The sequence below is a fragment of the Serratia sp. MF1(2023) genome, assembly GCF_030954545.1.
In the GTDB taxonomy this organism is placed as follows: Bacteria; Pseudomonadota; Gammaproteobacteria; order Enterobacterales; family Enterobacteriaceae; genus Serratia; species Serratia sarumanii.
On the sequence record NZ_JAVHUX010000045.1, the window covers coordinates 159,231 to 184,478 of the forward strand.

The following is a 25,248-nucleotide window of genomic DNA, read 5'->3' on the forward strand; positions in this document are numbered from 1 at the left end:
CAAAAAAACCCGCCGCAGCGGGTTTTGTCGGGCGAAAGCGGGATTACGCGTAAACCGGTAGGCGGGCGCAGATATCCAGCACTTTCTTCTTGGTGCGTTCGATGGTGGCTTCATCGTTGATGTTGTCCAGCACATCACAGATCCAACCGGCCAGTTCGCGCACGTCGGCTTCTTTGAAGCCGCGACGGGTGACGGCCGGGGTGCCGATACGCACGCCGGAGGTGACGAACGGGCTTTTCGGATCGTTCGGCACGCTGTTTTTGTTGACGGTGATGTTGGCGCGGCCCAGGGCGGCGTCCGCTTCTTTACCGGTCAGGTTTTTGTCGACCAGATCCAGCAGGAACAGGTGGTTATGGGTGCCACCGGAGACCACTTTGTAGCCGCGCTGCAGGAACACTTCCACCATCGCCTTGGCGTTGACCGCCACTTGCTGCTGATAAACCTTGAACTCAGGCTCCATCGCTTCTTTCAGCGCCACCGCCTTGCCGGCGATCACGTGCATCAGCGGGCCGCCCTGGCCGCCAGGGAACACGGCGGAGTTCAGCTTCTTGTACAGCTCTTCGTCGCCGCCCTTCGCCAGGATCAGGCCGCCGCGCGGGCCCGCCAGGGTTTTGTGGGTGGTGGTGGTGACGATGTGCGCGTGCGGTACCGGGTTCGGGTAGACGCCGGCGGCGATCAGGCCCGCCACGTGCGCCATGTCGACGAACAGGTAAGCGCCGATGCTGTCGGCGATTTCGCGCATTTTGGCCCAGTCAACCACGCCGGAGTAAGCGGAGAAGCCGCCGATGATCATTTTCGGCTTGTGGGTTTGCGCCTGCTTGGCCAGATCGTCATAGTCGATTTGGCCTTTGTCGTCGATGCCGTAAGGCACCACGTTATACAGTTTGCCGGACAGGTTGACCGGGGAACCGTGGGTCAGGTGGCCGCCGTGCGCCAGGTTCATGCCCAGAATGGTGTCGCCCGGCTGCAGCAGGGCGGTGTACACGGCGAAGTTAGCCTGGGAGCCGGAGTGCGGCTGCACGTTGGCGTAATCGGCGCCGAACAATTCTTTGGCGCGATCGATAGCCAGCTGCTCAACGATATCCACGTATTCGCAGCCGCCGTAGTAACGCTTGCCCGGATAGCCTTCAGCGTATTTGTTGGTCAGCTGGGAACCCTGAGCCTGCATCACGCGCGGGCTGGTGTAGTTCTCAGACGCGATCAGCTCGATGTGCTCTTCCTGACGCACCACTTCCTGCTCCATGGCACGCCACAGTTCCGCATCGTAATCGGCAATGTTCATTTCACGCTTTAACATCCGGCATCTCCTGACTTAAATCAGCTAACTAAAAAATCACCAAATAACTACCCGTTTGGGTTCTGGGCCACAGTGTAAACCGTTTCGCCCCACCGAAGATAGGTCTTGACAGAGGTTTTTACGCAAACGATTGGCATAAGGTGGCGCAAGGCTTTGATCCGCTAAACGCCGCCGTTTATCAACGGACATTTCCTCATGCGAACGATGCGCTTTTTTCATGTTCTGTGAGCGCGATCGACGCCCGAAGAACACCGCAACGAAAACAAGGGTATTTACAAGCGACGCGGAACCCAATAAGATGCATTTAAAATACATCATTACAATTATCGTCAAGATCCCAACCCAAGGAGCGCTTCCATGCTGGATAGCCAAACCATCGCCACCGTGAAATCCACCATTCCCCTGCTGGCTGCGACCGGGCCGAAGCTGACCGCCCACTTTTACGATCGCATGTTCGCGCACAACCCGGAATTGAAAGACATTTTCAACATGAGCAACCAGCGCAACGGCGATCAGCGTCAGGCGCTGTTCGACGCCATCTGCGCCTATGCCGCCAACATCGAGAACCTGGCGGCGCTGCTGCCGGCGGTGGAGCGCATCGCGCAGAAGCACACCAGCTTCAATATCCAGCCGGAGCAGTACAACATCGTCGGCGGTCACCTGCTGGCGACCCTGGACGAAATGTTCAGCCCGGGTCAGGAAGTCCTGGACGCCTGGGGCAAGGCCTACGGCGTGCTGGCCAACGTATTTATCCAGCGTGAAGAACAGATTTATCAGCAGAGTGAAACCGACAACGGCGGCTGGCGCGATCTGCGCGCGTTCCGCATCCTGAAGAAACAGCCGCAGAGCGACGTGATCTGCAGTTTCGTGCTGGCGCCGGTGGACGGCGGCCGGGTGGCGGACTTCAAACCGGGGCAGTATCTGGCGGTCTACATCAAGCACGACAGCCTGGAACATCAGGAAATTCGCCAGTACTCGCTGACCACCTCGCCGAACGGCGAGTTCTACCGCATCGCGGTGAAGCGCGAAGATCAGGGGAAAGTGTCCAACTACCTGCACCAGCAGGCGCAGGAAGGCGACGTGATCTACATCGCCCCGCCGCACGGCGATTTCTTCCTCGACGTGGCGCCGACCACGCCGGTGGCGCTGATCTCCGCCGGCGTCGGCCAAACCCCGATGCTCGGCATGCTCAACACCCTGCACGACAGCCAGCATCAGGCGCAGGTCCACTGGTTGCACGCGGCGGAAAACGGCGGCGTGCACGCCTTTGCCGATGAAGTGGCGGATATTGCCGGGCGCATGCCGAATCTGAGCCGCCATGTGTGGTACCGCGAGCCGGGCGCCGATGACGTGGAAGGCCGCGACTACCACAGCCGCGGATTGATGGATTTGAGCGCGCTGCAAGGCAGCCTGGCCGATCCGCAGATGCACTATTACTTCTGCGGCCCGGTGGCCTTCATGCAGTTCGTGGGCAAACAGCTGCTGGAAATGGGCGTAGAAGCCGAACGCATCCACTACGAATGCTTCGGCCCGCATAAGGTGCTGTAATGCTTGCGGAGCGCGGCCGTCAGATCGCGCTCCCTCTTCATTTCGCCTGCAGTTGGCGCGCGTCCTGCACCTGCTGCACCGTCACCGGCGCCGCCTGGTTGCCCCAGCTTCCCCGCAGATAGCTCATCAGATCCGCCGCCTGCCGATCGTTCAACGCCCAGCCGTAAGCCGGCATGTCGAACGCCATCGCCTGCTGCGTGATCGGCGTATGCGCCCCCTCCAGCACCACCCGCAGCGCGGTCAGCGGATTGTCCGCCGTTACCGTGGCATTGCCCGCCAGCGCCGGAATGGCGAAGTCGGTGCCCTCCCCCTTGTTGCCGTGGCAGGTCGAGCAGTACATCGCGTAGGTCGCCTTGCCGCCCGGATTATTCGCCTGCGCGGCAGGCGCAGCGGCTTTGGCGGCGGTTTCCGGCGCCAGGCTGCGCAGGTACACCGCGATGGCGTTCAGATCGCCGTCGCTGAGGTACTGCGTGCTGTGGGTCACCACCTCGCTCATCGGCCCGGCGACCGCCGCATGGCGGCTGCGGCCGGTTTTCAGCAGTGCCGTCACCTCTTCCGGCGGCAGGCCGCGCAGATTGGAGGCGTACCAGCCGTCCAGCTCGGCACCGCTCAGGAACACCGGCTCCTTACCGTCCAGCCCCTTCTCCTGCATCGCCCAGCCGCGCGGCGTGTGGCAGCTGCCGCAATGGCCCGCACCCTGCACCAGGTAGGCGCCGCGGTTCCACTCGGCGCTTTGTTGCGGATCCGCCTGATACGGCTGGTCGTCGTGGAACAGCTGGTTCCACACCGCCAGCGGCCAGCGCATCGACAGCGGCCAACTGATGTCGCTGTCCCGGTTGGCCACGTTCTGCGCCGGCACCTCATTCATCAGATAGTCATACAGCGCGCGCATGTCTTCCGCGCTCATTTTGGCGTACGAGGTGTACGGCATCGCCGGGTAGAGCCGGTGACCGTCTTTGGTTACCCCCTGGCGCATGGCGCGATCGAACTCTTCGAACGAATAGGCGCCGATGCCGTGCAGCTTGTCCGGCGTGATGTTGGTGGCGTAGATAGCCCCGAGCGGCGTCGGGAACTTCATGCCACCCGCCAATTCGGCGCCGCCCGGCGCGGTGTGGCAGGCGGTGCAGTCACCGGCTTTGGCGACGTATTCCCCGGCCGACATCGCCTGGGCCGAGCCGCCGGCCGCCAGCAGGCTCAACAGGTACAGCGAACGCAGACTCATGTTCCCTCCTTGGCGGCAACCTTGCCGTAGGCCAGTTCATTCACCGCGCGCCACGCCTGATCGATCGCCGAGTTGGCGTACGGGCTCCAGTCGGCATCGGAGTTGGCGATAACGATCTTGCCGATCGGCTGCCGCGCCGTTTCGATGATTTTCGTGGCCTCGTCTTCGTCGTCAAACAGCCCGTTGAGGAAGTAGGAGTAACCGTGCGACCAGCGGTTGACGGTGATCGCCTGAATGTCGCGCTGATGGTCGAAACCGGCCTCGCCCAGCATGCCCTGCAGCTGTTCGCGGATCATCTGCTCGTGCACCTCGAACGGCGTGCCCAGCAGCAGCGCGCGCCCTTTGCGCGACTGCTCGCGCGGGCTGAGGCCGCTGCCCGGCAGCGTCGGCACGTACACCATATGCAGGCCGATCGGCCGATCCGGATCGCGCGGGTGCTGATACCCGCCCATGCTCACCGGGTAATCCAGCTTCACGCGGCTGTACGGCGCGGCCGGCGAATAGATCTCGTGCACGCCCAGCTTGATGAACGGCTGCCAGTTGCGGATCACCACCTTGCTATACACCAGCGGCGACTTGACGTTCTGTTTCAGCGCCTCCTGCTGCTCGTGCGACATCTCCGGCACCAGGTACGGGATCATCATGTTGTAGCCGGCCATCACCACCTGCCCGGCGCGCACCTTGGTCATCTTCTCGCCGGTCATGTAGGTGACTTCCACCTTGTCGCCAACGTTGGCCGCATGCAGCCCGGTGCTGTTCAAACGCAGCTTCACCGGCGATTCCGGCCGATCGAGCTGGCCGTAGTCGAATTTGGCCAGCACCACATCGTTCATGTCTTTGCCGGCCGGCGCCACCGCCGGGATCAGCTTGCGCACCATCAGGCGCGCCAGCGTGGCGTTGCCGTCCGGGAAGTGGAACACGTAAGGATCGTCGAGATCCGCCTGCGACTCCTCATCCAGCGGCGGCAGATTCATGCCGTCAAGGCCCGGCAGATCGCAAATGCGCGCATCGCTGCACGACGTGCCGTCGATGCCCACCGCCTGGAAATCGTTGGTGGTCTGCTGGAAATAACGGATCGCCAGCTCACTCAGGCCCACCTTCTCGCGCAGGAACTGGGTGTAGCTGTGGGTATCGAGCCACTCGACCTTCTGCTCCAGCGTCATCTCCGGCAGATAATCTTTCTTCACCGTATGCAGCGCGATCAACGCCTGGCGATCGCTTTCCGGCAGCGGGAAATCGCCGATGAACGCTTCATAAGAGCGGCCGTTGAGGCGATCGCGCGGAATGTCGTCCGCCACCGTGCGGCCCGGATCGCCGCTCACCACCTTGTCGACGCCGAAGTTCTTGCGATCGAAGTAAACCCCGCGGCTCAGGTTCAGATCCGGGTAGAAGGTGGTGTCAAACGCCTGCTCCAGCCGATCGATATCGACGCCGAGATTGCGCAGCAGCCCCATCGCCACCGGGCTGAAGTTGGAGCGCGGCGACTGCAGCGATTCACTGCCGCCGTAGCCGAGCAGCATGCCGTCGTCGGTGTTGAATTCGTTGCGCTTGGCGTGGCCGCCGAAGTCGTCATGGTTGTCGATCAGCAAAATGCGCTGCTGCTCACCTTTCAGCTGCTGCCAGAAGCAGGCGGCCGCCAACCCGCTGATGCCGGCGCCGACCACCACCAGATCGAACTCTTCAACGGCGGGCACGCTGCCGAAATCAAAGGTTTTGCCGTCGCGCCCCAACTGGTGCGCATGCTCGAACGAGCCCGGATGGTTACCCCGCAGCCCGGTCAGCGCCGGCGGGTAGTACAGGGTTTGATTGGCGGTTTGCGGCGACGCGCGCAAGATTTGCAGCGGCGTCAACCCGGCGGCGATGGTGATCGCCACCCCGTTGAGAAAATCGCGTCGGGTGATACCCATATAGGCTTCCTTTTTTATTATCATCGGCCGGCCGGGGCCGGCCCGAAGGCCGCGCTATTGTGCGGATAATTATTGTAAAATCAATGTTTGAACATCACATGACGAATGGCGGTGTAATCCTCCAGCCCGTACATCGACATATCCTTGCCGTAGCCGGACAGTTTCTGGCCGCCGTGCGGCATTTCGCTCACCAGCATGAAGTGGGTGTTCACCCAGGTGCAGCCGTATTGCAGGCGGGCGCTTAAGCGATGCGCGCGGCCCACGTCGCGGGTCCACACGGAAGACGCCAGCCCGTAGTTGGATTCGTTCGCCCAGGCCAGCACCTGCGCTTCGTCGTCGAACGGCGTCACCGTCACTACCGGGCCGAACACCTCGCGCTGCACGATTTCATCCTCCTGGCGCGCGCCGGCCAGCAGCGTCGGCTGGAAGTAGTAACCCGGCCCCTTCACCTTCTCGCCGCCGGTCACCACCTGCACGTGCGGCAAGGCTTTGGCGCGCTCGACAAAACCGGCGACCCGCTCCAGATGCTGGGCGGTAATCAACGGCCCCAGCTCGGTGCCCTCGTCGTCCGGCGCGCCGATCTTCAGGCTGGCCACCGCCTCGCCCAGCCGCTTCACCAGCTCAGGATAAATGTTTTTCTGCGCGTAGATGCGGCAGGCGGCGGTGCAATCCTGCCCGGCGTTGTAGAAACCGAAGCCGCGAATGCCGTCCACCACCTGCTGCAGATCGGCGTCGTCGAACACCAGCACCGGCGCCTTGCCGCCCAGCTCCATATGGGTGCGCTTAATGCCGGCGGCGGTGTGGGCGATGATGTGCTCGCCGGTGGCGATCGAGCCGGTCAGCGACACCATGCGCACCTTGTCATGCCCGGTCAACCGATCGCCGACGCTTGCGCCGCGGCCGAACAGCACGTTGAGCACGCCCGGCGGGAACAGCCCGGCGGCCAGTTCGGCCAGTTTGAAAGTGGTCAGCGGCGTCTGTTCCGAAGGCTTGATCACCACGCAGTTGCCCGCCGCCAACGCCGGCGCCAGTTTCCAGGCCGCCATCATTAGCGGGTAGTTCCACGGCGCGATCGAAGCCACCACGCCGAGCGGATCGCGGCGGATCATCGAGGTATGCCCGGCCAGATACTCGCCGGCCGCCATGCCGGTCAGGCAGCGGCTGGCCCCGGCGAAGAAGCGAAACACGTCGGCCACCGCCGGCAGTTCATCGTTCAACACGCAGTGATAAGGCTTGCCGCAGTTGAGCGACTCCAGCCTGGCGAAAGTCTCGGCATGCGCATCGATCAGATCCGCCAGCTTGAGCAAATGCTCAGCGCGCTCCTTCGGCGTGGTTTGCCCCCAGGCGGCGAACGCGGCATCCGCCGCCAGCACCGCGCGATCGACCTGCTCCGGGCTGGCCTCCGCCACCTGCGCAATCACTTCGCCGGTCGCCGGGTTATACACCGGCTGGGTCGTGCCCTGGCCGTTCACCAGGTGGCCGTCAATCAACAGTTGGCTTTGCATAGGGTTATCCTTTTATCAGAGGTCGGGTAAGGAAATTATTTGCCGCTGCCGGCGACGCTTTCTCCACCTTTGGTCAGGTAGTAAGCGCCGAGGATCGGCAGCATGGTCAACAGCATCACCGACAGCGCCACCACGTTGGTGATCGGCACATCGCGCGGGCGACCGAGCTGGTTCAGCAGCCACAGCGGCAGCGTGCGCTCATGGCCGGCGGTAAAGGTGGTCACGATGATTTCATCGAAAGACAGCGCGAACGCCAGCATGCCCCCGGCCAGCAGCGCCGAGCCGAGGTTCGGCAAGATCACGTAGCGGAAGGTTTGCCAGCCGTCGGCGCCGAGATCCATCGACGCTTCGATCAGGCTGTACGAGGTGCGGCGGAACCGGGCGATGACGTTGTTGAACACGATCACCACGCAGAACGTCGCATGGCCGACGACGATGGTCAGGATGCCCGGCTCGATGTTCAGCGCCTTGAACGCCGCCAGCAGCGCCAGACCGGTGACGATCCCCGGCAGCGCGATCGGCAGCAGCAACAGCAGCGAAATGCTGTCTTTGCCGAAGAAATCGCGCCGATACAGCGCCGCCGCCGCCAAGGTGCCGAGCACCAGCGCGATGGCGGTCGCCAGGCAGGCGATCTGCGCCGACAGCAGCACCGCATCGAGGATATCCTGCCGCCCGGCGGCAACGTTGAACCAGTGCAGCGTGAACCCCTTCGGCGGGAAGCTGAAAGCGGCATCCTCGGTGTTGAAGGCGTAGATGGCGATGGTCGCCAACGGGAAATGCAGGAAGACAAGTCCGCCCCAGGCGGCCAGCTTCAGCCCTAAGGGCGCGCGTTCAGAGTGCATCGAAAGCCCCCAGACGTTTGACGATGGAAAGGTAGATGGCGATCAGGACGATCGGCACCAGCGTAAAGGCCGCGGCCATCGGCATATTGCCGATCGCGCCCTGCTGGGCGTAGACCATGCTGCCGATGAAATAGCCCGGCGGCCCCACCAGCTGCGGCACGATAAAGTCGCCCAGCGTCAGCGAGAAGGTGAAGATCGACCCGGCGGCGATGCCCGGCACCGCCAGCGGCAAAATGACGTGGCGGAAGGTCTGCGCCGGTCGGGCGCCCAGATCCGCCGAGGCGTGCAGCAGCGAAGGCGGCAGGCGCTCCAGCGCCGCCTGGATCGGCAGGATCATGAACGGCAGCCAGATATAGACGAACACCAGAAAACGCCCCAGCCCCGAGGTCGACAGCGTGTTGCCGCCGACGCCGGGCACCGTCAGCAGCGAAGCCAACAGCGGCTCCAGCCCCAAGTGCTGCAGGAACCACTGCGCCACGCCGTCTTTCGCCAGCAGCAGGGTCCAGGCATAGGCTTTAACGATATAGCTGGCCCACATCGGCATCATCACCGCGATGTAAAAGAACGCCTTGACGCGGCCGCTGGTGTAGCGCGCCATGTAATAGGCGATCGGGAACGCCAGCACCGCGCTGGCCAGCGACACCAGCACCGCCATGGTCAGCGTGCGCAGGATGATGTCGTAGTTGGCCGGGTTGAACAGCGCCGCCAGGTTGGCGAAGGTCAGATCCGGCGTCACCGCCATGGTGAAATCGTCGAAGGTGTAAAACCCTTGCCACAGCAGCGTCAGCAGCGAACCGAGGTACACCGCGCCGAACCACAGCAGCGGCGGCACCAGCAGCAAAAGCAGATACAGCGTCGGCCGGCGATAGAGCCAGGTCGACAGCGCGCGCACGGTGCCGCCGCGCGCCGAGGGGGAATCGATGCTCATGTCCATCTCACCTCTCCTCCAGCAGCGGCACCATCGCCGCGCGCGGCCAGCAGGCGACGATCGGCTGGCCGATCTGCCGCTGTTGCCCTTCGGCGAGCCACTGCGGATTGGCCTGGCTGACCAGCAGCTTTTCGCCGCCGTTCAGCGCGATTTCATACCGCGTGGCCGCGCCCTGGTAATGGATTTCCTGCAGCGTGCCCTGCACCTGGATCTCGTCCTGCGCCGCGCCGCCCTGCTCCAGCAGGCGGATATGCTCCGGCCGGATCGAGAAGGTTCGGCTTTCGCCGAGCAGGCGCTGCGCCAGCTCGCTGCGCACCACGTTGGAGGTGCCGACGAATTCGGCGACGAACGGCGTCTTAGGCCGCATGTAAAGCTCGCGCGGCGTATCCACCTGTTCGATGCGGCCGTTATTGAACACCGCCACCCGATCGGACATCGACAGCGCTTCGCTTTGATCGTGGGTGACGAAGATAAAGGTGATGCCCAGCTGGCGCTGCAGCTTCTTCAGCTCGCCCTGCATCTGCTCGCGCAGCTTGAGATCCAGCGCGCCGAGCGGTTCGTCCAGCAGCAGCACCCGCGGCCGATTGACCAGCGCGCGCGCCAACGCCACGCGCTGCCGCTGGCCGCCCGACAGGTGCGCCGGTTTGCGTTCGGCAACGAAACCGAGCGCCACGCTCTCCAGTGCCTCTTGCGCCCGCGCCAGCCGCTCGCGTTTGGCGACGCCCTTCACCATCAGGCCGTAGGCGACGTTTTCCAGCACCGACATGTGCGGGAACAGCGCATAATCCTGAAACACCGTATTCACGTCGCGCTGGTACGGCGGCAGGTTGGCGGCTTCCTGGCCGTGGATGCGAATCGAGCCGGAAGTGAGCTGTTCAAAGCCGGCGATCAGGCGCAGGCAGGTGGTTTTGCCCGAGCCGGACGGCCCGAGCATGGAGAAGAATTCCCCGTCCTGAATGTCGATAGATACCCGATCCACGGCGCGAACATCGCCGAAAGTCCGCGAAACATCGATGAATTGCACGGCAATGGTCATTTTCTGTGCTCCATACTGATGTAATTCGGGCGCAGCGGGCTGCGCCCCGCGGCTTAGCGGCCGCCCATGATGGCGATGTAATCCTGGGTCCAGCGGCTGTACGGCACGAACTTGCCGCCCTGCGCCTGCGGCGTTTTCCAGAAGGCGATTTTGTCGAACTGGTTGAAGCCGTTGGTTTCGCAGCCCTTCTCACCCAGCAGCGCGCTGGCCTTGCAGCCTGCCGGCGAAGCCGGCACCGACCCGAACCAGGCCGCCACGTCGCCCTGCACCTTCGGCTCCAGCGACCAGTTCATCCACTGGTAGGCGCAGCTCGGGTGCTTGGCGTCGGCATGGAGCATGGTGGTGTCCGCCCAGCCGGTCACGCCCTCTTTCGGGAACACGGTGGCGATCGGCTGCCCCTCGCTCTTCAGGGCGTTGGCCTGATACGGCCAGGCGCTGGAGGCCACCACGCCTTCGTTTTTAAAGTCGCTCATCTGCACCGAGGTGTCGTGCCAGTAGCGGTGGATCAGCGCGTGCTGGCTGCGCAGCAGCTTCAGCGCCGCCTGATACTGCTCTTCGTTGAGCTGGTATGGATCGCTGATGCCGAGCTGCGGCTGGGTGGCCTTCAGGAACAGCGCCGCGTCGGCGATGTAGATCGGGCCGTCGTAAGCCTGCACCCGGCCCTGGTTGCTCTTGCCGTCCGGCAGGTTCTGCTGCTGGAAGATCACCGCCCAGCTGTCCGGCGGCGTCGGGAAGGTTTTGGTGTTGTACATCAGCAGGTTCGGCCCCCACTGGTACGGCGTGCCGTAGGTTTTGCCGTCCACGGTGTACCAGGCGCCGTTCAGCAAGCGAGGATCGATGTTCTTCCAGTTAGGGATCAGCGCGGTGTTGATCGGCTGCACCCGCTTGCCGAAGATCAGGCGCAGCGAGGCGTCGCCGGAGGCGGTCACCAGATCGTAGCCGCCCTTGGCCATCAGGCTGACCATTTCATCAGAGGTGGCGGCGGTCTTCACGTTCACCGCACAGCCGGTTTGCTTCTCAAACTGGGTGACCCAGTCGTAGTTTTTGTCGGACTGGCCGCGTTCGATGTAGCCGGGCCAGGCGATGATATCCAGCCGGCCTTCGCCTTTGCCCAGCGTCTGCGGCAGATCGGCCGCCTGGGCCAGGCCGCACAGCACGGTGAGACAGAGCGCGGAGACGGTGGTGGTGACTGCGGTAGTTTTTCCCATCGTAATTACCCCTGTGTTGCTTATCGGTGTGCGGCAGGGAACGGCTGCCGCCTGATTTTTCTTGATATAACCGTTAGAAGCCGGCTTTGAACTTCGCCATTACGTGCCTGACAACGCTGTAATCCTGCAGCGAATCGCTGGACAGATCCTTGCCGTAGCCGGAGCGTTTCAGGCCGCCGTGCGGCATTTCGCTCGCCAAGGTGAAATGGGTGTTGATCCAGGTGCTGCCGTACTGCAGATGGGCGGCGATGTGCAGCGCCCGATCGATATTTTGCGTCCACACCGACGAAGCCAGCCCGTATTCCGAGTCGTTGGCCCACGCCACCGCCTGCTCCAGGTGTTCGAAGCGCGTGACGCTGACCACCGGGCCAAACACCTCGCGCTGCACGATTTCGTCGCTTTGCAGGCAGCCCGCCAGCAGGGTCGGCTGGTAATAGAACCCCGGCCCGGAGTGGGCCGCGGCGCCGGTGATCAATTCGATATGCGGTTGGCTGAGCGCCCGCTCGACGAAGCTGGCGACGCGATCGCGCTGGCGGGCACTGATTAACGGGCCGATCTCATTATCCTGATCGCGCTTGCGGGCGAAGCGCAGGCTGGCAACCGCCTCGCCCAGCGCGTCCACCAGCTTGGGATAGATGCCCGCCTGCGCGTAGATGCGGCAGGCGGCAGTGCAGTCCTGGCCGGCGTTGTAATAGCCGTAGGTGCGAATGCCGTTGACCACTTCGTCGAGATCGGCGTCGTCGCAGACGATCACCGGCGCCTTGCCCCCCAATTCCAGGTGGGTGCGCTTGACGCTTTTGGCCGCCGCCTGCAGAATTTTTTGCCCGGTGACGATATCACCGGTGACCGATACCAGCCGCACCTGCGGGTGCCCCACCAGCTGGCTGCCGACCCCTTCGCCGCCGCCGTAGACGATATTCAGCACGCCAGGCGGCAGGATCTCCTGCAGCGCCGGCACCAGCGCCAGAATGGTCAGCGGCGTATGTTCAGAGGGTTTGAACACCACGGTATTGCCCGCCGCCAGCGCCGGCGCGATCTTCCACGCCGCCATCATCAGCGGATAGTTCCAGGGGGCGATCGAGGCCACCACGCCGATCGGATCGCGGCGGATCATCGAGGTGTGGCCCGGCACATACTCGCCGGCCAGCTGCCCTTGCTGCGTGCGCACCGCGCCGGCGAAAAAGCGGAACACGTCGACCGCCGCCGGCAGATCGTCATTGAGCGCCTGATGCAGCGGTTTGCCGCAGTTGAGGGCTTCCAGCTGCGCCAGCTGCGGCGCCTGCCGCTCAATGGCGTCGGCAATGCGCAGCAACAGGGCGGCGCGCTGGGCCGGCGTGGTGCGCGACCAGTGACCAAACGCCTGCTGCGCGGCTTTCACCGCGCTGCCGACCTGCGCCGAAGAGGCTTCGGTCAGGACGATCAGCGTCTCGCCGTTGGCCGGATTGACGATGCACTCCTGCTGGCCTTCGCCGTCGACCATCTGACCGTTAATGAACTGCTGACAGGACAAACCTGAGAGAACCTGCACATCTGCCATCGCCTGACGCCCCTAAGTGACAAAAACGTTAACCAAATGTGAATAAGTTAGTTTTAATCAGCCTAAGCGAGCCTCTGGCGGGCAACAAATTCTAAATACTGAACGCCGCGTTCGATTAAATCGAATGCTTAAGCCCGGCGGCGTGTTTGCTGCCGTTCTCGCGCGCGATGGTAAGGAACGGCGTCACCAGCTCCGGCCGCGCGCTGCCGCGCCGCCACGCCAACCCGATGTCCAGCGGCTCCAGCAGATCGTCCAGCTTGCGCGCCTCGATCATGTTGCCCTCGAGCGACCAGGCGCGGTACGCCATGTCCGGCTGGATGGAGACCCCCATCCCCGCCGCCACCAGGCTGCGCACCGCCTCGGTCGAGGCGGTCTTCATAGCGATCTCCGGCTTCAGCCCGGCGCGCGCCCAGATGCGCCGCGCGTGCACGTCCATTTCATCGGCGTTGAGCTGGATCAGCGGCTGTTTGGCCACGTCCGCCAGGCTGATACTCTCGTGCTCCAGCAGCGGGTGCAGCGGCGGCAACCACAGGCGATACGGCGAGTGCATCAGCACCTCGGTCTGCAGCGCGTCGCGGTCTTCGATGTTCGACAGGATCAGCACGCCGATGTCGATCTCGCCGCTGACCAACAGATGCTCGATATAGGGGCGCTCGTCTTCAACCACCTGCACGGTGACGTTGGGATAGGCCGATTTAAAGCGCGTGAGCAGCTCCACCAGGAAGTAGCCGGCCACCAGGCTGGTGACGCCGACGGTCAGCTTGCCGGTCAGGCTTTCGGTGCCGATCTGCAGGCTGCGCTTGGCGTTGTCCACCGTCGCCAGGATCAGATACGACTGGCGCAGAAACTGGTGCCCCTGATGGGTCAGCGTCATGCCCTTGGCGTGGCGATCGAACAGCCGCACGCCGATCTCGGTTTCCAACTGCTGGATCGCCAGCGTCAGCGAAGACTGGGAGACAAACACCGCCTGGGCGCCGGCGGAGATCGACCCGGTTTCCGCCACCGCGATGAAGTGGCGGATTTGGCGTAACGTCATCATCCCCATCGCCTTTCAAGCCGCTGCGTTGTTGTCTGCGTTCTATTACGTGGCCCATCCGTGGGCCACGCCCTAACGGGCCGCTGCAAGCAGCGTTCAAATCTGCTCCCGGCAGATTTGTCCCCCCAGTCACTTACTTGAGTAAGCTCCTGGGGATGCACGCCCTTGCCGCCTAGCCGCAACTTGAAATTCATTGGGGATCACCTCAATCAAGATTGTTAGATTGATTGTAGATCCCGCAAAAAAAGCGATCGGGCAAAGTATCAAAAACGCGATAGCGTTCGCTTTTTTAGAATGCTAATGGTGAAAATAACCAGAATTGTGGAGAGGTCGGGAGGTGTTCACCGAGGTGTGGGGCGTAGCGAGCGCCGGCCAGATTGGGCACGGCCAGCGCGCAGGGCCCGGAGCGTACACGCAGTACGTGAGGAGACCGAGCACTGCCCAGGCTCAAGCTGGCGGTGCTCGGTAGACGATCACATTAAATCGCTTCTTCGTCCTGCTCGCCGGTACGAATGCGCACCACGCGCGCCACGTCGAAGACGAAGATTTTGCCGTCGCCGATCTTGCCGGTCTGCGCGGTCTGCATGATGGTTTCCACGCAGGTGTCGACGATGTCGTCGGCAACCACGATCTCGATCTTCACCTTAGGCAGAAAGTCGACCATGTACTCGGCGCCGCGGTACAGCTCGGTGTGGCCCTTCTGGCGGCCGAAGCCTTTCACTTCGGTGACCGTCATGCCGGTGATGCCCACTTCGGCCAGCGCTTCGCGGACGTCATCCAGTTTGAACGGCTTGATAATCGCGTCGATCTTTTTCATCTTCTTTCCTTTTACCAATTTTTGCGGCCAAAACCGGATGTGATGGGGTAGCGGCGGTCTTTGCCGAAGTTACGGGCGGTGATACGCGGCCCGACGGCGGCCTGACGCCGCTTGTATTCGTTGATGTCCACCAGGCGGATCACCTTGCGCACGATCGCTTCGTCGAACCCTTCGGCCACCAGATCGGCGACCGACTTGTCGCGCTCAACGTAGCCTTCCAGGATCGCGTCCAGGATATCGTATGGCGGCAGGCTGTCCTGATCGACCTGATCCGGCGCCAGCTCGGCGGACGGCGGACGATCGATCACCCGCTGCGGGATCACGTAGGAGACGGTGTTACGGTATTCGGACAGCTTGAACACCAGCGTTTTCGGCACGTCCTTCAGCACGTCGAAACCGCCGGCCATATCGCCGTACAGCGTAGCGTATCCCACCGCCATTTCGCTCTTGTTGCCGGTGGTCAGCACGATGCTGCGGCGTTTGTTGGACAGCGCCATCAGCACCACCCCGCGGCAACGCGCCTGCAGGTTTTCTTCGGTGGTGTCGCGCTCGGTGCCGGCGAACATCGGCGACAGCTGGCCCATAAAGGCGTCGAACATCGGTTCGATGGAGACGATATCGAACTCCACGCCGAGGATTTCCGCCTCTTCCTTGGCGTCGGCGATGCTGATGTCCGCGGTATAGCGGAACGGCATCATCAGCGCCTGCACCTTGTCTTTGCCCAGCGCATCCACGGCGATCGCCAGCGTCAGCGCCGAGTCGATGCCGCCGGACAGGCCCAGCACCGCGCCTTTAAAGCCGTTTTTGGTCACGTAGTCGCGCACCGCCAACACCAGCGCCTGGTACACCTGCGCCAGCTGCGGCAGCTCGGCGGCCGGATCGGCCATCGGCACCACGGCCAGCTCGTTGAATTCCAGACGAGTCACCTGCTCGTCGAAGGCCGCCAGACGGTGAGTCATGGTGCCGGCGGCGTCGAAGACCTTGGAGCAGCCGTCGAAGATCAGCTCATCCTGGCCGCCGACCTGATTGAGGTACACCAGCGGCAGCTGGGTGCGCTGGCAGTGGCCGGCCATCAGCGTTTTGCGGATATACGGCTTTTCGCGGTTATACGGTGAGGCGTTGATCGACAGGATAATTTCCGCGCCGGCCGCCTTGGCGGCGTCAATCGGCTCAGGGAACCACAGATCTTCGCAAATCAGCAGCCCCAGACGGTAGCCTTTCAGTTCCACCACGCAGGTGTCGTTGCCGGCGTGGAAATAGCGCTTCTCATCGAACACGCCGTAGTTCGGCAGCTGCTGTTTAAAGTAGCGGGTCAGCAGGCGGCCTTCGGCAAACAGCGACAGCGCGTTATACAGCTTGTCGCCTTCGCGCCATGGGTGGCCGACCAGGATCGCCGTCTCGGCGGAGGCCTGCTGCAAACGCAGCAGCTGCGCGTCGCAGCGCTGATAGAAATCATTGCGATACAGCAGATCTTCCGGCGGGTAGCCGGACAGCGCCAGTTCGCTGAACATGACCAGATCGGCTCCCGCCTTCTGCTGCTCCTGCACGATTTGCAACATGCGTTCGGTGTTGCCTTCAATGTCGCCGACCAGCAGGTTCAGCTGGGCCAGGGCGATGGAAAGTGATCTGCTCATTTGTGTACGATCCCGCTTAATACGTTCCATGGTGCTCTACGCCGGGCGCGCCGCGGCAAAGAGAACGGAGTGTAAATCATTCCGCCGGATTTGTTGAGAACCTGCGTGGCAGGCACCGGCGGCAAACTGTCATTCTTTAAAATCGTTGGCGTCCAGCTCGTGGCGCGACAGCAATTTGTAAAACTCGGTGCGGTTGCGGCCCGCCATGCGCGCGGCCTGGGTCACGTTGCCCTTGGTGATCTGCAGCAGCTTGCGCAGGTAGTGCAATTCGAACTGGTTGCGCGCTTCGGCAAAGGTCGGCAGCGCGGTGTTTTCCCCTTCCAGCGCCTGCTCCACCAGCGCTTCGCCGATCACCGGCGCCGAGGTCAGCGCCACGCACTGCTCGATGACGTTGACCAGCTGACGCACGTTGCCCGGCCAGCTGGCGGTCATCAGCCGCTTCATGGCGTCGGTCGAGAAGCTGCGCACGAACGGCTTGTGCCGCTGGGCCGCTTCGCGCAACAGGTGGTTGGCCAACAGCGGGATATCTTCGGCGCGTTCGTTGAGCGCCGGGATCTTCAGGTTCACCACGTTGAGGCGGTAGTAGAGATCCTCGCGGAACTCGTTCTTCGCCATCGCCTTTTGCAGATCGCGGTGGGTAGCGGAGATGATGCGTACGTCAATGTCCAGATCGCGATTGCTGCCGAGCGGCCGCACCTTGCGCTCCTGCAGCACGCGCAGCAGCTTCACCTGCAGCGACAGCGGCATATCGCCGATCTCGTCGAGGAACAGCGTGCCGCCCGCCGCCGCCTGGAACAGCCCTTCGCGGCTGCTGACCGCGCCGGTAAAGGCGCCCTTGGCGTGGCCGAACAGTTCGGACTCCAGCAGCTGCTCCGGCAGCGCGCCGCAGTTGATGGCGATGAACGCCTTGCTGGCGCGCGGGCTGGCCGCGTGGATCGCCTGCGCCACCACCTCTTTACCGGTGCCGCTCTGGCCGTTGATCAATACGCTGACGTCCGATTGCGCCACCATTTTCACCTGCTCCAGCAGGCGCAGCATCAACGGGCTGCGGGTGACGATGTCTTCTCGCCAGGCATCGTCGCCGGCCGGGCTGGCCGACAGCGCGAGCGCCTCGTCGATGGCCTTGTACAGCGCATCGCGATCCACCGGTTTGGTGAGAAAGCTGAACACCCCCTGCTGGGTGGCGGCCACCGCATCGGGAATCGAACCGTGCGCGGTGAGAATGATCACCGGCATGCCCGGCTGATGTTTTTGGATCTCGGCGAACAGCGCCATGCCGTCCATCTCATCCATGCGCAGATCGCTGATCACCAGATCGATCTGTTCGCGCGCCAGCAGGCGCAGCGCTTCCTGGCCGCTTTCGGCGGTGGTGACGTGAAAACCTTCGCTGGTCAGGCGCATGCCCAGCAGCTTCAGCAGGCTGGGATCGTCGTCAACCAATAACAGGTTGGCCGGTTTGCGTGCGGTCATTGCGCGTGGGACTCCTTATTGGCAGGGTGCGGCGTATAGGTGTCTTCCGGTTCAACCGGCAGCGCAGTGCCCTTTTCCGGTTCGTCCTGCGGCTCAGCCCCTTTCGCGGCCGCGCCGTTTTTACCGGCGGCTTCGCCCTTTTGCGAGCCTGTGCCGTTGTCCGGTATTTCCCCTTGCAGCTGCTTGCGCGATGAGAGCTGACGCTCGATGTCGGTCAGGTTTTCCAGCTTGCGCGAGGTGTCCTGCAGCTGCGATTGCAAGCGCGCCTGGCTCTGGCGCAGCGAATCGATCTGGCTGTCGCTGCTCTCCTGCAGATGCTGATAGCGCGCTTTTTCATCGAACAGCGTGATCTGCAGCATCTGCTGCTGGCGCCACAGCTGCGTCAGCGGCCGCAACGAGCCGGGGAACTCCATTCGGTAGCTGTTGATCCTGTCGATCATCTGGCGGCGCTCGCCGGAAGTCGGCTGCGCGCTGCCCAGCAGGATACTCTGTTTGAAAACGCCGGACCAGCTGTCGCCAGGCACCGTTTTCGCCAGCGCGCGCGCCTGGGTCGACCCGATGCGATCGGCGCAGTCCATCGCGCGCAGCCAGTAGAGCGCGTTATCCAGCGCGTCCTTGTCGTCCAACTGCCACAGGGTATCGCAAGCCGCGGTGCGGTAATCGATCACCTTGGTATCCGGGATCGCCTCTTGCTGCTGAGCGTTCAGGCCGCCGCTGACGGCGCGATCGACGCAGCCCGCCAGCAACAGCGGCATAAAGAAGACGGCGCCCAACCAGCCGATCGGGCGTTTGCCGAGCGGCGTCCTGTGCGTGGCACGCGGTGAACCTTCGGTCTGTGAAAGACGAAGTCGCTTAGACCATGTGTACATTATTTATTCATTCTCGGCGGTTAACGGCAATTCAATGCGGAAGCAGACGTCTGCACCGGCGACCGTCGCCAGTTGCAGCTCACCGCGCATGCGACGGATACAGTCCTGAGCGATGCTCAACCCCAGTCCGCTTCCTTTTACCGCCCCTTTTCGCTGGTGACTACCCTGGAAAAAAGGCTCGAAAATCATGGCTCTTTCAGCCTCGGGGATCGGCGTGCCGGTATTGGCGACGTCGATTTGCACCCGTTGTCCAACCTGACGGCTGCGGATCCAAATGTTACCGGATTCCTTGCCGTAGTGCACCGCATTGGAATAGAGATTATCCAGCACGCGCATTAATAGCGTAGGCTCTGCCCAGCAGATTTCCGCCTCCAGCGCAATTTCGGTGGAAATCATCTTCGCCCGCGCCGGCAAACTGTGCGCGGCGACCACCAAATCGACCATTTCGCGCAGCTCGACGTTCTCATGTGCCGCCGGGCCATCGGCCAGTTTGCGGTTGTAATCCAGCAGCTGTTCAATCAGCTGCTGCAGATGGCGGCTGCTGTTGTCGAGGATCGTCACCACCTCTTTCTGATCGGAAGTCAGCGGCCCCGCCACCTCGTCGGCCAGCAGCTCGGTGCCTTCGCGCATGCTGGCCAGCGGCGTTTTCAGCTCGTGCGAAATATGGCGCAAGAACTCGTGGCGCTGCGATTCCAGCCACGCCAGCCGCTCGCTCAGCCAGATAATGCGCTGCGCCAGGGAACGCAGCTCGCGCGGCCCTTTGAACGACGCGGTGCTGCCCAGCGCGCGCCCTTCCCCCAGACGGTTGATCATCCGCTCCACGGCCTTGACCGGCCCGATGATCATGCGGGTGAACAGCACCACCAGCAGCACGCTGACCAGGAACAGCAGCAGCGCCTGCCAGCCGAAGAACTGGCCCCGTTCGGCGATGGCCTGCTGCAGCTGCTGGCCACGCGAGAACACCACCGCGCGCGTGGCCTGCACCATTTCGGCGTTGGAGCGCGAGAACGACTCGAGCAAGGCGGAAGCCTCTTGATCCGGCCCGCTGTTATGGCATTTGATCGCCGCCAGCTGGGTCAGCAGCTGGCGCAACGTTTGATAATAGCGCTCGTCCGGCAGAATCGGCGCATGGGCGTCCAGCATCTGCGAATACTGCTTGCGCTGGTTCTGATACAGCTTTTGCAGCGTGGGATCGACCAGCACGCAGTACTGACGATAGCTGCGCTCCATCTCCAGCGCCACGCTGGTCATCGCCTCGCTGCGCCGCGCGTCCACCAGCGTGGTGCGGTTGATGTCCGCCGCCTGCGCGCTGAGGTGATCCAGGCTCTGGTAGGCCTGATAGGCCAGCACCAGCAGCGGCAGCAGCACCAACAGGAAGGCCAGCAGCACCAATTGCCGCAGCGAACGGGGGAATAAACGCCATCTTTTCAACGAAATCATCTCATTCTCTCAGCTCTGTCACGATGCTAACTGACTCGCCGGAAAGAGAAAAGCCCGGCAAGGGAGAATCCTGAACGCGCAAGGAAAAAGCTGCGGGATCGGTGAACCGCGCCCATAGGCCTGGCCTGCCGACGGCATGCGGCCCCGGTAACATCAACCGGTGCGATAGCAAGAGTGTGGGGATAGCGTCTGCGTTCGAGGGCATAGGCAACGCAACAGGGATAAGCGCAGCGTTGAGAATTGACATCGGGGCAAGAAACTTGCCCCAACGCAAGGAAAGTGTGGATGCCCTTAAACCTCGTCCCCAGGGTGATGTAGCGCAGCGGCTGGCATCGAACAGGACGAATAGCATCCGTAAGTATCCAGGATTGATGAACCCTTCATCACAGTTGGATACAGGCGGTGCCTCACTCCACGTGTCGCCCGATGCTTGATAAAGCCGCTTGCACGGTCTGTTATCGGTTTGGTTGGACGATAGGCACCATTTCTTTGGCATCATTCGGAGGCTTATGAGGCGATTTGCCGTCTAATTACGGCGCCGTCATAAAAAGGTGAATGAGCAGCCGCCGAGAATAATGCACGTTACATGCCAACTTTGCAATAAAAATAATAACAATATGATTTTATTAAAAAATAAGATTATATCAGCAAATTTCTTTGTGCATCACGCCCCGATGAGCGATGAAAAAAACGCCGCGCTGTCGCCAAATGCAGACAACTAAAGCCAAACCCATTTACCATTAATAAAATCAAATAGTTAAATGTCTCCATTTAGCGACAGGAAAAATAGCGCCTGTCGCAAAATGCAGACACAGCCGCCAGACGGCGAACGCCGGCCATAAAAAAGGGCGCAATTGCTTGCACCCTCTGTACGGCGGTGGCCGTTTTTAGCCCAGCTGCTTACGGGCGTTGCGGAACATGCGCATCCACGGGCTGTCCTCGCCCCACTCTTCCGGGTGCCAGGAGTTGCTGACGGTGCGGAACACGCGTTCCGGGTGCGGCATCATCACCGTGGCGCGCCCGTTGGCGCTGGTCACGGCGGTAATGCCGTTCGGCGAACCGTTCGGGTTGGCCGGGTAAGTTTCCGTCACCTGACCGGCGTTGTTGACGAAACGCAGCGCCACCAGGCCGTGGCTTTCCAGCGCGGCCAGATGCGCCGCATCGCGCACTTCGACATGCCCCTCGCCGTGGGAAACGGCGATCGGCATGCGCGAACCGGTCATGCCCTGCAGGAACAGCGACGGGCTGGCCGCCACTTCAACCAGGCTGAAACGCGCCTCGAAGCGATCCGACAGGTTGCGCACAAAGCGCGGCCAGTGTTCGGCGCCCGGGATCAGCTCGCGCAGGTTGGACATCATCTGGCAGCCATTGCACACGCCCAGCGCCAGCGTCTGCGGACGGTGGAAGAACGCTTCGAACTCGTCACGCACCCGCTCGTTGAACAGGATAGACTTCGCCCAGCCTTCACCGGCGCCCAGTACGTCGCCGTAAGAGAAGCCGCCGCAGGCCACCAGCGTGTGGAAGTCCTGCAGATCGCGGCGCCCCGCCAGCAGATCGCTCATGTGCACGTCCACCGCGTCAAAGCCGGCGCGGTGGAACGCCGCCGCCATTTCAACGTGGGAGTTCACCCCCTGCTCACGCAGCACCGCCACTTTCGGGCGAGCGCCCTTGGCGATATACGGGGCGGCGATGTCTTCCTGCGGTGCGAAGGTCAGCTTCACGTTCAGGCCGGGATCTTGTTCATCCTGCTTGGCCTGATGTTCCTGATCGGCGCACGCCGGGTTGTCGCGCAGGCGCTGCATCTGCCAGGTGGTTTCCGCCCACCAGGTGCGCAGTGTATTGCGGCTTTCGCTGTACAGTGCCTTGCCGTGTTGGGTGATGACGAAACGATCGCCGGCCTGCACGCTGCCGATGTGATGCACATTGTCGGTCAGACCGTGCTGAGCGAACGCCTGCTTCACGTCATCGAGACGTTCGGCGCTCACCTGGATCACCGCGCCCAGCTCTTCGTTGAACAGCACCGCCAGCGCATCATCGCCGAGGCCGTCAAGGTTGACGTCCACGCCGCAGTGACCGGCGAAGGCCATCTCCGCCAGCGTCACCAGCAGGCCGCCGTCGGCGCGGTCGTGGTAAGCCAACAGCGCTTGATCGGCCACCAGCTGCTGCATGGCATTGAAGAAGCCCGCCAGCTGCGCGACGTTGCGCACGTCGGCCGGTTTGTCACCCAGTTGGCGGTAGACCTGCGCCAGCGCGGTGGCACCCAGCGCGTTATGGCCGTTGCCCAGGTCGATCAACAGCAGCGCGCTGTCGCCCTTATCGGTGCGCAGCTGCGGCGTCACGGTGTGGCGCACGTCCTCCACGCGGGCGAAGGCGGTGATGACCAGCGACAGCGGCGAGGTCATTTCACGCTGTTCGTTGCCTTCCTGCCAGCGGGTCTTCATCGACATGGAGTCTTTACCCACCGGGATAGTGATGCCCAGCGCCGGGCACAGTTCTTCGCCCACCGCTTTCACCGCTTCGTACAGGCCGGCGTCTTCGCCCGGGTGGCCGGCGGCGGCCATCCAGTTGGCGGACAGCTTCACGCGCTTCAGGCTACCGATCTCGGTGGCGGCCAGGTTGGTCAGCGCTTCCCCGACCGCCAGGCGGCCGGAGGCGGCGAAGTCCAGCAGCGCCACCGGTGCGCGTTCACCGAGCGACATCGCTTCGCCGTAATAGCTGTCCAGGCTGGCGGTGGTGACCGCGCAGTCGGCCACCGGGATCTGCCACGGGCCGACCATTTGGTCGCGCGCCACCATGCCGGTAACGGTGCGGTCGCCGATGGTGATCAGGAAGGTTTTCTCCGCCACGGCCGGCAGATGCAGCACGCGTTTCACCGCGTCGGCCAGCGTGATGTTCTCGCGCTGCACCGCCTCGCCGCTCGCCTGCAGGCGGGTGACGTCGCGGGTCATTTTCGGCGTCTTGCCGAGCAGTACGTCCAGCGGCATGTCGATCGGCTGGTTGTCGAAGTGGCGGTCGTTGAGCGTCAGATGCTGTTCTTCGGTCGCTTCGCCGATCACCGCATAAGGCGCGCGCTCGCGGCGGCAGATCTCGTCGAACTGCGCCATCTGCGCCGGGGCGATCGCCATCACGTAACGTTCCTGCGATTCGTTGCACCACACTTCCAGCGGGCTCATGCCCGGCTCGTCGTTGAGGATATCGCGCAGCTCGAAGCGGCCGCCGCGGCCGCCATCGCTCACCAGCTCCGGCATGGCGTTGGACAGGCCGCCGGCGCCGACGTCATGGATAAACAGGATCGGGTTCTGGTCGCCCAGCTGCCAGCAGCGGTCGATCACTTCCTGACAGCGGCGCTCCATTTCCGGGTTGTCGCGCTGCACCGAAGCGAAGTCCAGATCGGCGTCGGACTGGCCGGACGCCATCGACGAGGCCGCGCCGCCGCCCAGGCCGATATTCATCGCAGGGCCGCCCAACACCACCAGCTTGGCGCCGACGGTGATTTCCCCTTTCTGCACGTGATCGGCACGGATGTTGCCGATGCCGCCCGCCAGCATGATCGGTTTGTGGTAGCCGCGCAGCTCAACGCCGTTGTGGCTGTTGACGCGCTCTTCATAGGTACGGAAGTAGCCCAGCAGCGCCGGACGACCGAATTCGTTGTTGAACGCCGCGCCGCCCAGCGGGCCTTCGGTCATGATATCCAGCGCGGTGACGATGCGTTCCGGCTTGCCGAAATCCTGTTCCCACGGCTGTTCAAAGCCGGGAATACGCAGGTTGGACACCGAGAAGCCCACCAGGCCGGCCTTCGGCTTGGCGCCGCGGCCGGTAGCCCCCTCGTCGCGGATCTCGCCGCCGGAGCCGGTCGCGGCGCCCGGCCACGGCGAGATCGCCGTCGGGTGGTTGTGGGTTTCCACCTTCATCAGGATGTGCGCGTCTTCCTGATGGTAATCGTAGGTGCCGGTCTCCGGCGCGGCGAAGAAGCGGCCGACCTGCGAGCCTTCCATCACGGCGGCGTTGTCTTTATACGCCGACAGCACATAGTCCGGCGTCTGCTCATAGGTGTTCTTGATCATTTTGAACAGCGATTTAGGCTGCTGTTCGCCGTCGATGATCCAGTCGGCGTTGAAAATCTTGTGGCGGCAGTGCTCGGAGTTGGCCTGCGCGAACATATAAAGTTCGATATCCGTCGGGTTGCGCCCCAAACCGGTAAAGGCATTCAGCAGGTAGTCGATCTCGTCCTGCGCCAGCGCCAGGCCGAGCCGGACGTTGGCCTGCTCCAGCGCGGCGCGCCCTGCGCCCAGCACGTCGACCGACTGATACGGCGCCGGCTGATGGTGCACGAACAGCTGTTCGGCCTGTTGCAGTTCGCTGAAGACGGTTTCCATCATGCGATCGTGCAGCAGCGCGGCGAGCTGCCGCCACTGGGTTTCCGTCAGCTCGGGCGCCTTGACGTAGAACGCCAGGCCGCGCTCCAGGCGCACGACCTGCTGCAGACCGCAGTTGTGGGCGATGTCGGTGGCTTTGGAAGACCAGGGAGAAATGGTGCCCGGACGCGGCGTAACCAGCAGCAACCGGCCTTCGGGGGCGTGTTCGGCGAGAGAAGGACCGTACTTGAGCAGCCGCTGAAGCTTGGCGTGTTCTTCGGCACTGAGCGGTGCGCTAACATCGGCAAAGTGGACGTACTCGGCGTAGATATCACTGACGGGCAGGTGAGCGTCCTGGCAGCGGGACAGCAGTTTGGTAATGCGAAAAGCCGATAAAGCGGGCGAACCACGCAGAATTTCCATAATCAAAGTTCTCTCGTCTTCGAAGCGACGGATAAGACGCTTCATTGGGCGCAACAGGGGAAAACGCGCGTCATTATAGAGAATCCTCGCCGCCGACGAAACCGTTTGCGTAGGGATAATTGATAAAAGCGTGCCGCACCGTCGAATTGTCATAACGTGTCAATAAAGTTGCAC

General features: G+C 62.8%; 17 protein-coding genes. 1 reads left to right on the plus strand and 16 read right to left on the minus strand.

The features are described from left to right. Positions 1 to 43: 43 nt before the first annotated feature. Positions 44 to 1,297 carry a serine hydroxymethyltransferase gene (gene glyA / locus REA38_RS21935; protein WP_004941389.1) on the minus strand — a complete coding sequence of 418 codons (1,254 nt, stop codon included), beginning with the start codon at positions 1,295 to 1,297 and terminating at the stop codon, positions 44 to 46. 357 nt (positions 1,298 to 1,654) lie between these two features. Between glyA and hmpA the strand changes: the two genes are divergently transcribed. Further along, positions 1,655 to 2,845, plus strand: a complete 1,191-nt coding sequence (gene hmpA, locus REA38_RS21940; protein ID WP_033648924.1) for an NO-inducible flavohemoprotein — start codon at positions 1,655 to 1,657, stop codon at positions 2,843 to 2,845. Positions 2,846 to 2,882: 37 nt separating this feature from the next. Here the strand turns inward: hmpA and REA38_RS21945 are convergent, their stop codons facing one another. From REA38_RS21945 to purL, 15 genes are all read right to left on the minus strand, one after another. Continuing rightward, positions 2,883 to 4,067 (minus strand): cytochrome c, encoded by a 1,185-nt coding sequence (locus REA38_RS21945; RefSeq protein ID WP_308886624.1) that lies wholly within the window; start codon positions 4,065 to 4,067, stop codon positions 2,883 to 2,885. Continuing rightward, the gene (locus REA38_RS21950; RefSeq protein WP_308886625.1) at positions 4,064 to 5,974 is read right to left on the minus strand and encodes an NAD(P)/FAD-dependent oxidoreductase; all 1,911 of its coding nucleotides are present in this window, start codon (positions 5,972 to 5,974) and stop codon (positions 4,064 to 4,066) included. The genes REA38_RS21945 and REA38_RS21950 overlap by 4 nt, the downstream gene beginning before the upstream one ends. Before the next feature lie 80 nt (positions 5,975 to 6,054). Continuing rightward, entirely contained in the window at positions 6,055 to 7,479 is a 1,425-nt protein-coding gene (gene patD / locus REA38_RS21955; protein ID WP_308886626.1) for an aminobutyraldehyde dehydrogenase, read from the minus strand. 35 nt (positions 7,480 to 7,514) lie between these two features. After that, positions 7,515 to 8,321, minus strand: coding sequence for an ABC transporter permease (locus REA38_RS21960; RefSeq protein ID WP_308886627.1), 807 nt, complete (start codon positions 8,319 to 8,321; stop codon positions 7,515 to 7,517). Further along, the gene (locus REA38_RS21965; protein ID WP_025303927.1) at positions 8,311 to 9,255 is read right to left on the minus strand and encodes an ABC transporter permease; all 945 of its coding nucleotides are present in this window, start codon (positions 9,253 to 9,255) and stop codon (positions 8,311 to 8,313) included. Before REA38_RS21965 ends, REA38_RS21960 begins: the two co-directional genes overlap by 11 nt. A 1-nt stretch (position 9,256) precedes the next feature. After that, positions 9,257 to 10,285 carry an ABC transporter ATP-binding protein gene (locus REA38_RS21970; protein ID WP_033635610.1) on the minus strand — a complete coding sequence of 343 codons (1,029 nt, stop codon included), beginning with the start codon at positions 10,283 to 10,285 and terminating at the stop codon, positions 9,257 to 9,259. A 53-nt stretch (positions 10,286 to 10,338) separates the two neighbouring features. Continuing rightward, on the minus strand, positions 10,339 to 11,493 hold the full coding sequence (gene ydcS / locus REA38_RS21975; protein WP_308886628.1) for a putative ABC transporter substrate-binding protein YdcS: 1,155 nt from the start codon (positions 11,491 to 11,493) through the stop codon (positions 10,339 to 10,341). 73 nt (positions 11,494 to 11,566) lie between these two features. Next, complete coding sequence (locus REA38_RS21980; protein WP_041036359.1) at positions 11,567 to 13,030, minus strand: gamma-aminobutyraldehyde dehydrogenase; 1,464 nt, start codon at positions 13,028 to 13,030, stop codon at positions 11,567 to 11,569. Between the two features lie 115 nt (positions 13,031 to 13,145). After that, a complete protein-coding gene (locus tag REA38_RS21985; protein WP_004941365.1) occupies positions 13,146 to 14,069 on the minus strand; it encodes a LysR substrate-binding domain-containing protein in 924 nt (307 codons plus the stop codon). Positions 14,070 to 14,544: 475 nt separating this feature from the next. Next, on the minus strand, positions 14,545 to 14,883 hold the full coding sequence (glnB, locus tag REA38_RS21990; protein WP_004847623.1) for a nitrogen regulatory protein P-II: 339 nt from the start codon (positions 14,881 to 14,883) through the stop codon (positions 14,545 to 14,547). An 11-nt stretch (positions 14,884 to 14,894) separates the two neighbouring features. Continuing rightward, positions 14,895 to 16,517 (minus strand): NAD+ synthase, encoded by a 1,623-nt coding sequence (locus REA38_RS21995; protein WP_025303930.1) that lies wholly within the window; start codon positions 16,515 to 16,517, stop codon positions 14,895 to 14,897. Positions 16,518 to 16,646: 129 nt separating this feature from the next. Beyond that, entirely contained in the window at positions 16,647 to 17,987 is a 1,341-nt protein-coding gene (gene glrR / locus REA38_RS22000; protein ID WP_049194940.1) for a two-component system response regulator GlrR, read from the minus strand. Beyond that, complete coding sequence (gene qseG, locus REA38_RS22005) at positions 17,984 to 18,856, minus strand: two-component system QseEF-associated lipoprotein QseG (RefSeq protein ID WP_072270159.1); 873 nt, start codon at positions 18,854 to 18,856, stop codon at positions 17,984 to 17,986. The genes glrR and qseG overlap by 4 nt, the downstream gene beginning before the upstream one ends. 3 nt (positions 18,857 to 18,859) lie before the next feature. Beyond that, positions 18,860 to 20,296 (minus strand): HAMP domain-containing sensor histidine kinase, encoded by a 1,437-nt coding sequence (locus REA38_RS22010; RefSeq protein WP_033635614.1) that lies wholly within the window; start codon positions 20,294 to 20,296, stop codon positions 18,860 to 18,862. Positions 20,297 to 21,183: 887 nt separating this feature from the next. Next, positions 21,184 to 25,077, minus strand: a complete 3,894-nt coding sequence (purL, locus tag REA38_RS22015) for a phosphoribosylformylglycinamidine synthase (RefSeq protein WP_181423070.1) — start codon at positions 25,075 to 25,077, stop codon at positions 21,184 to 21,186. Positions 25,078 to 25,248 lie beyond the last annotated feature (171 nt).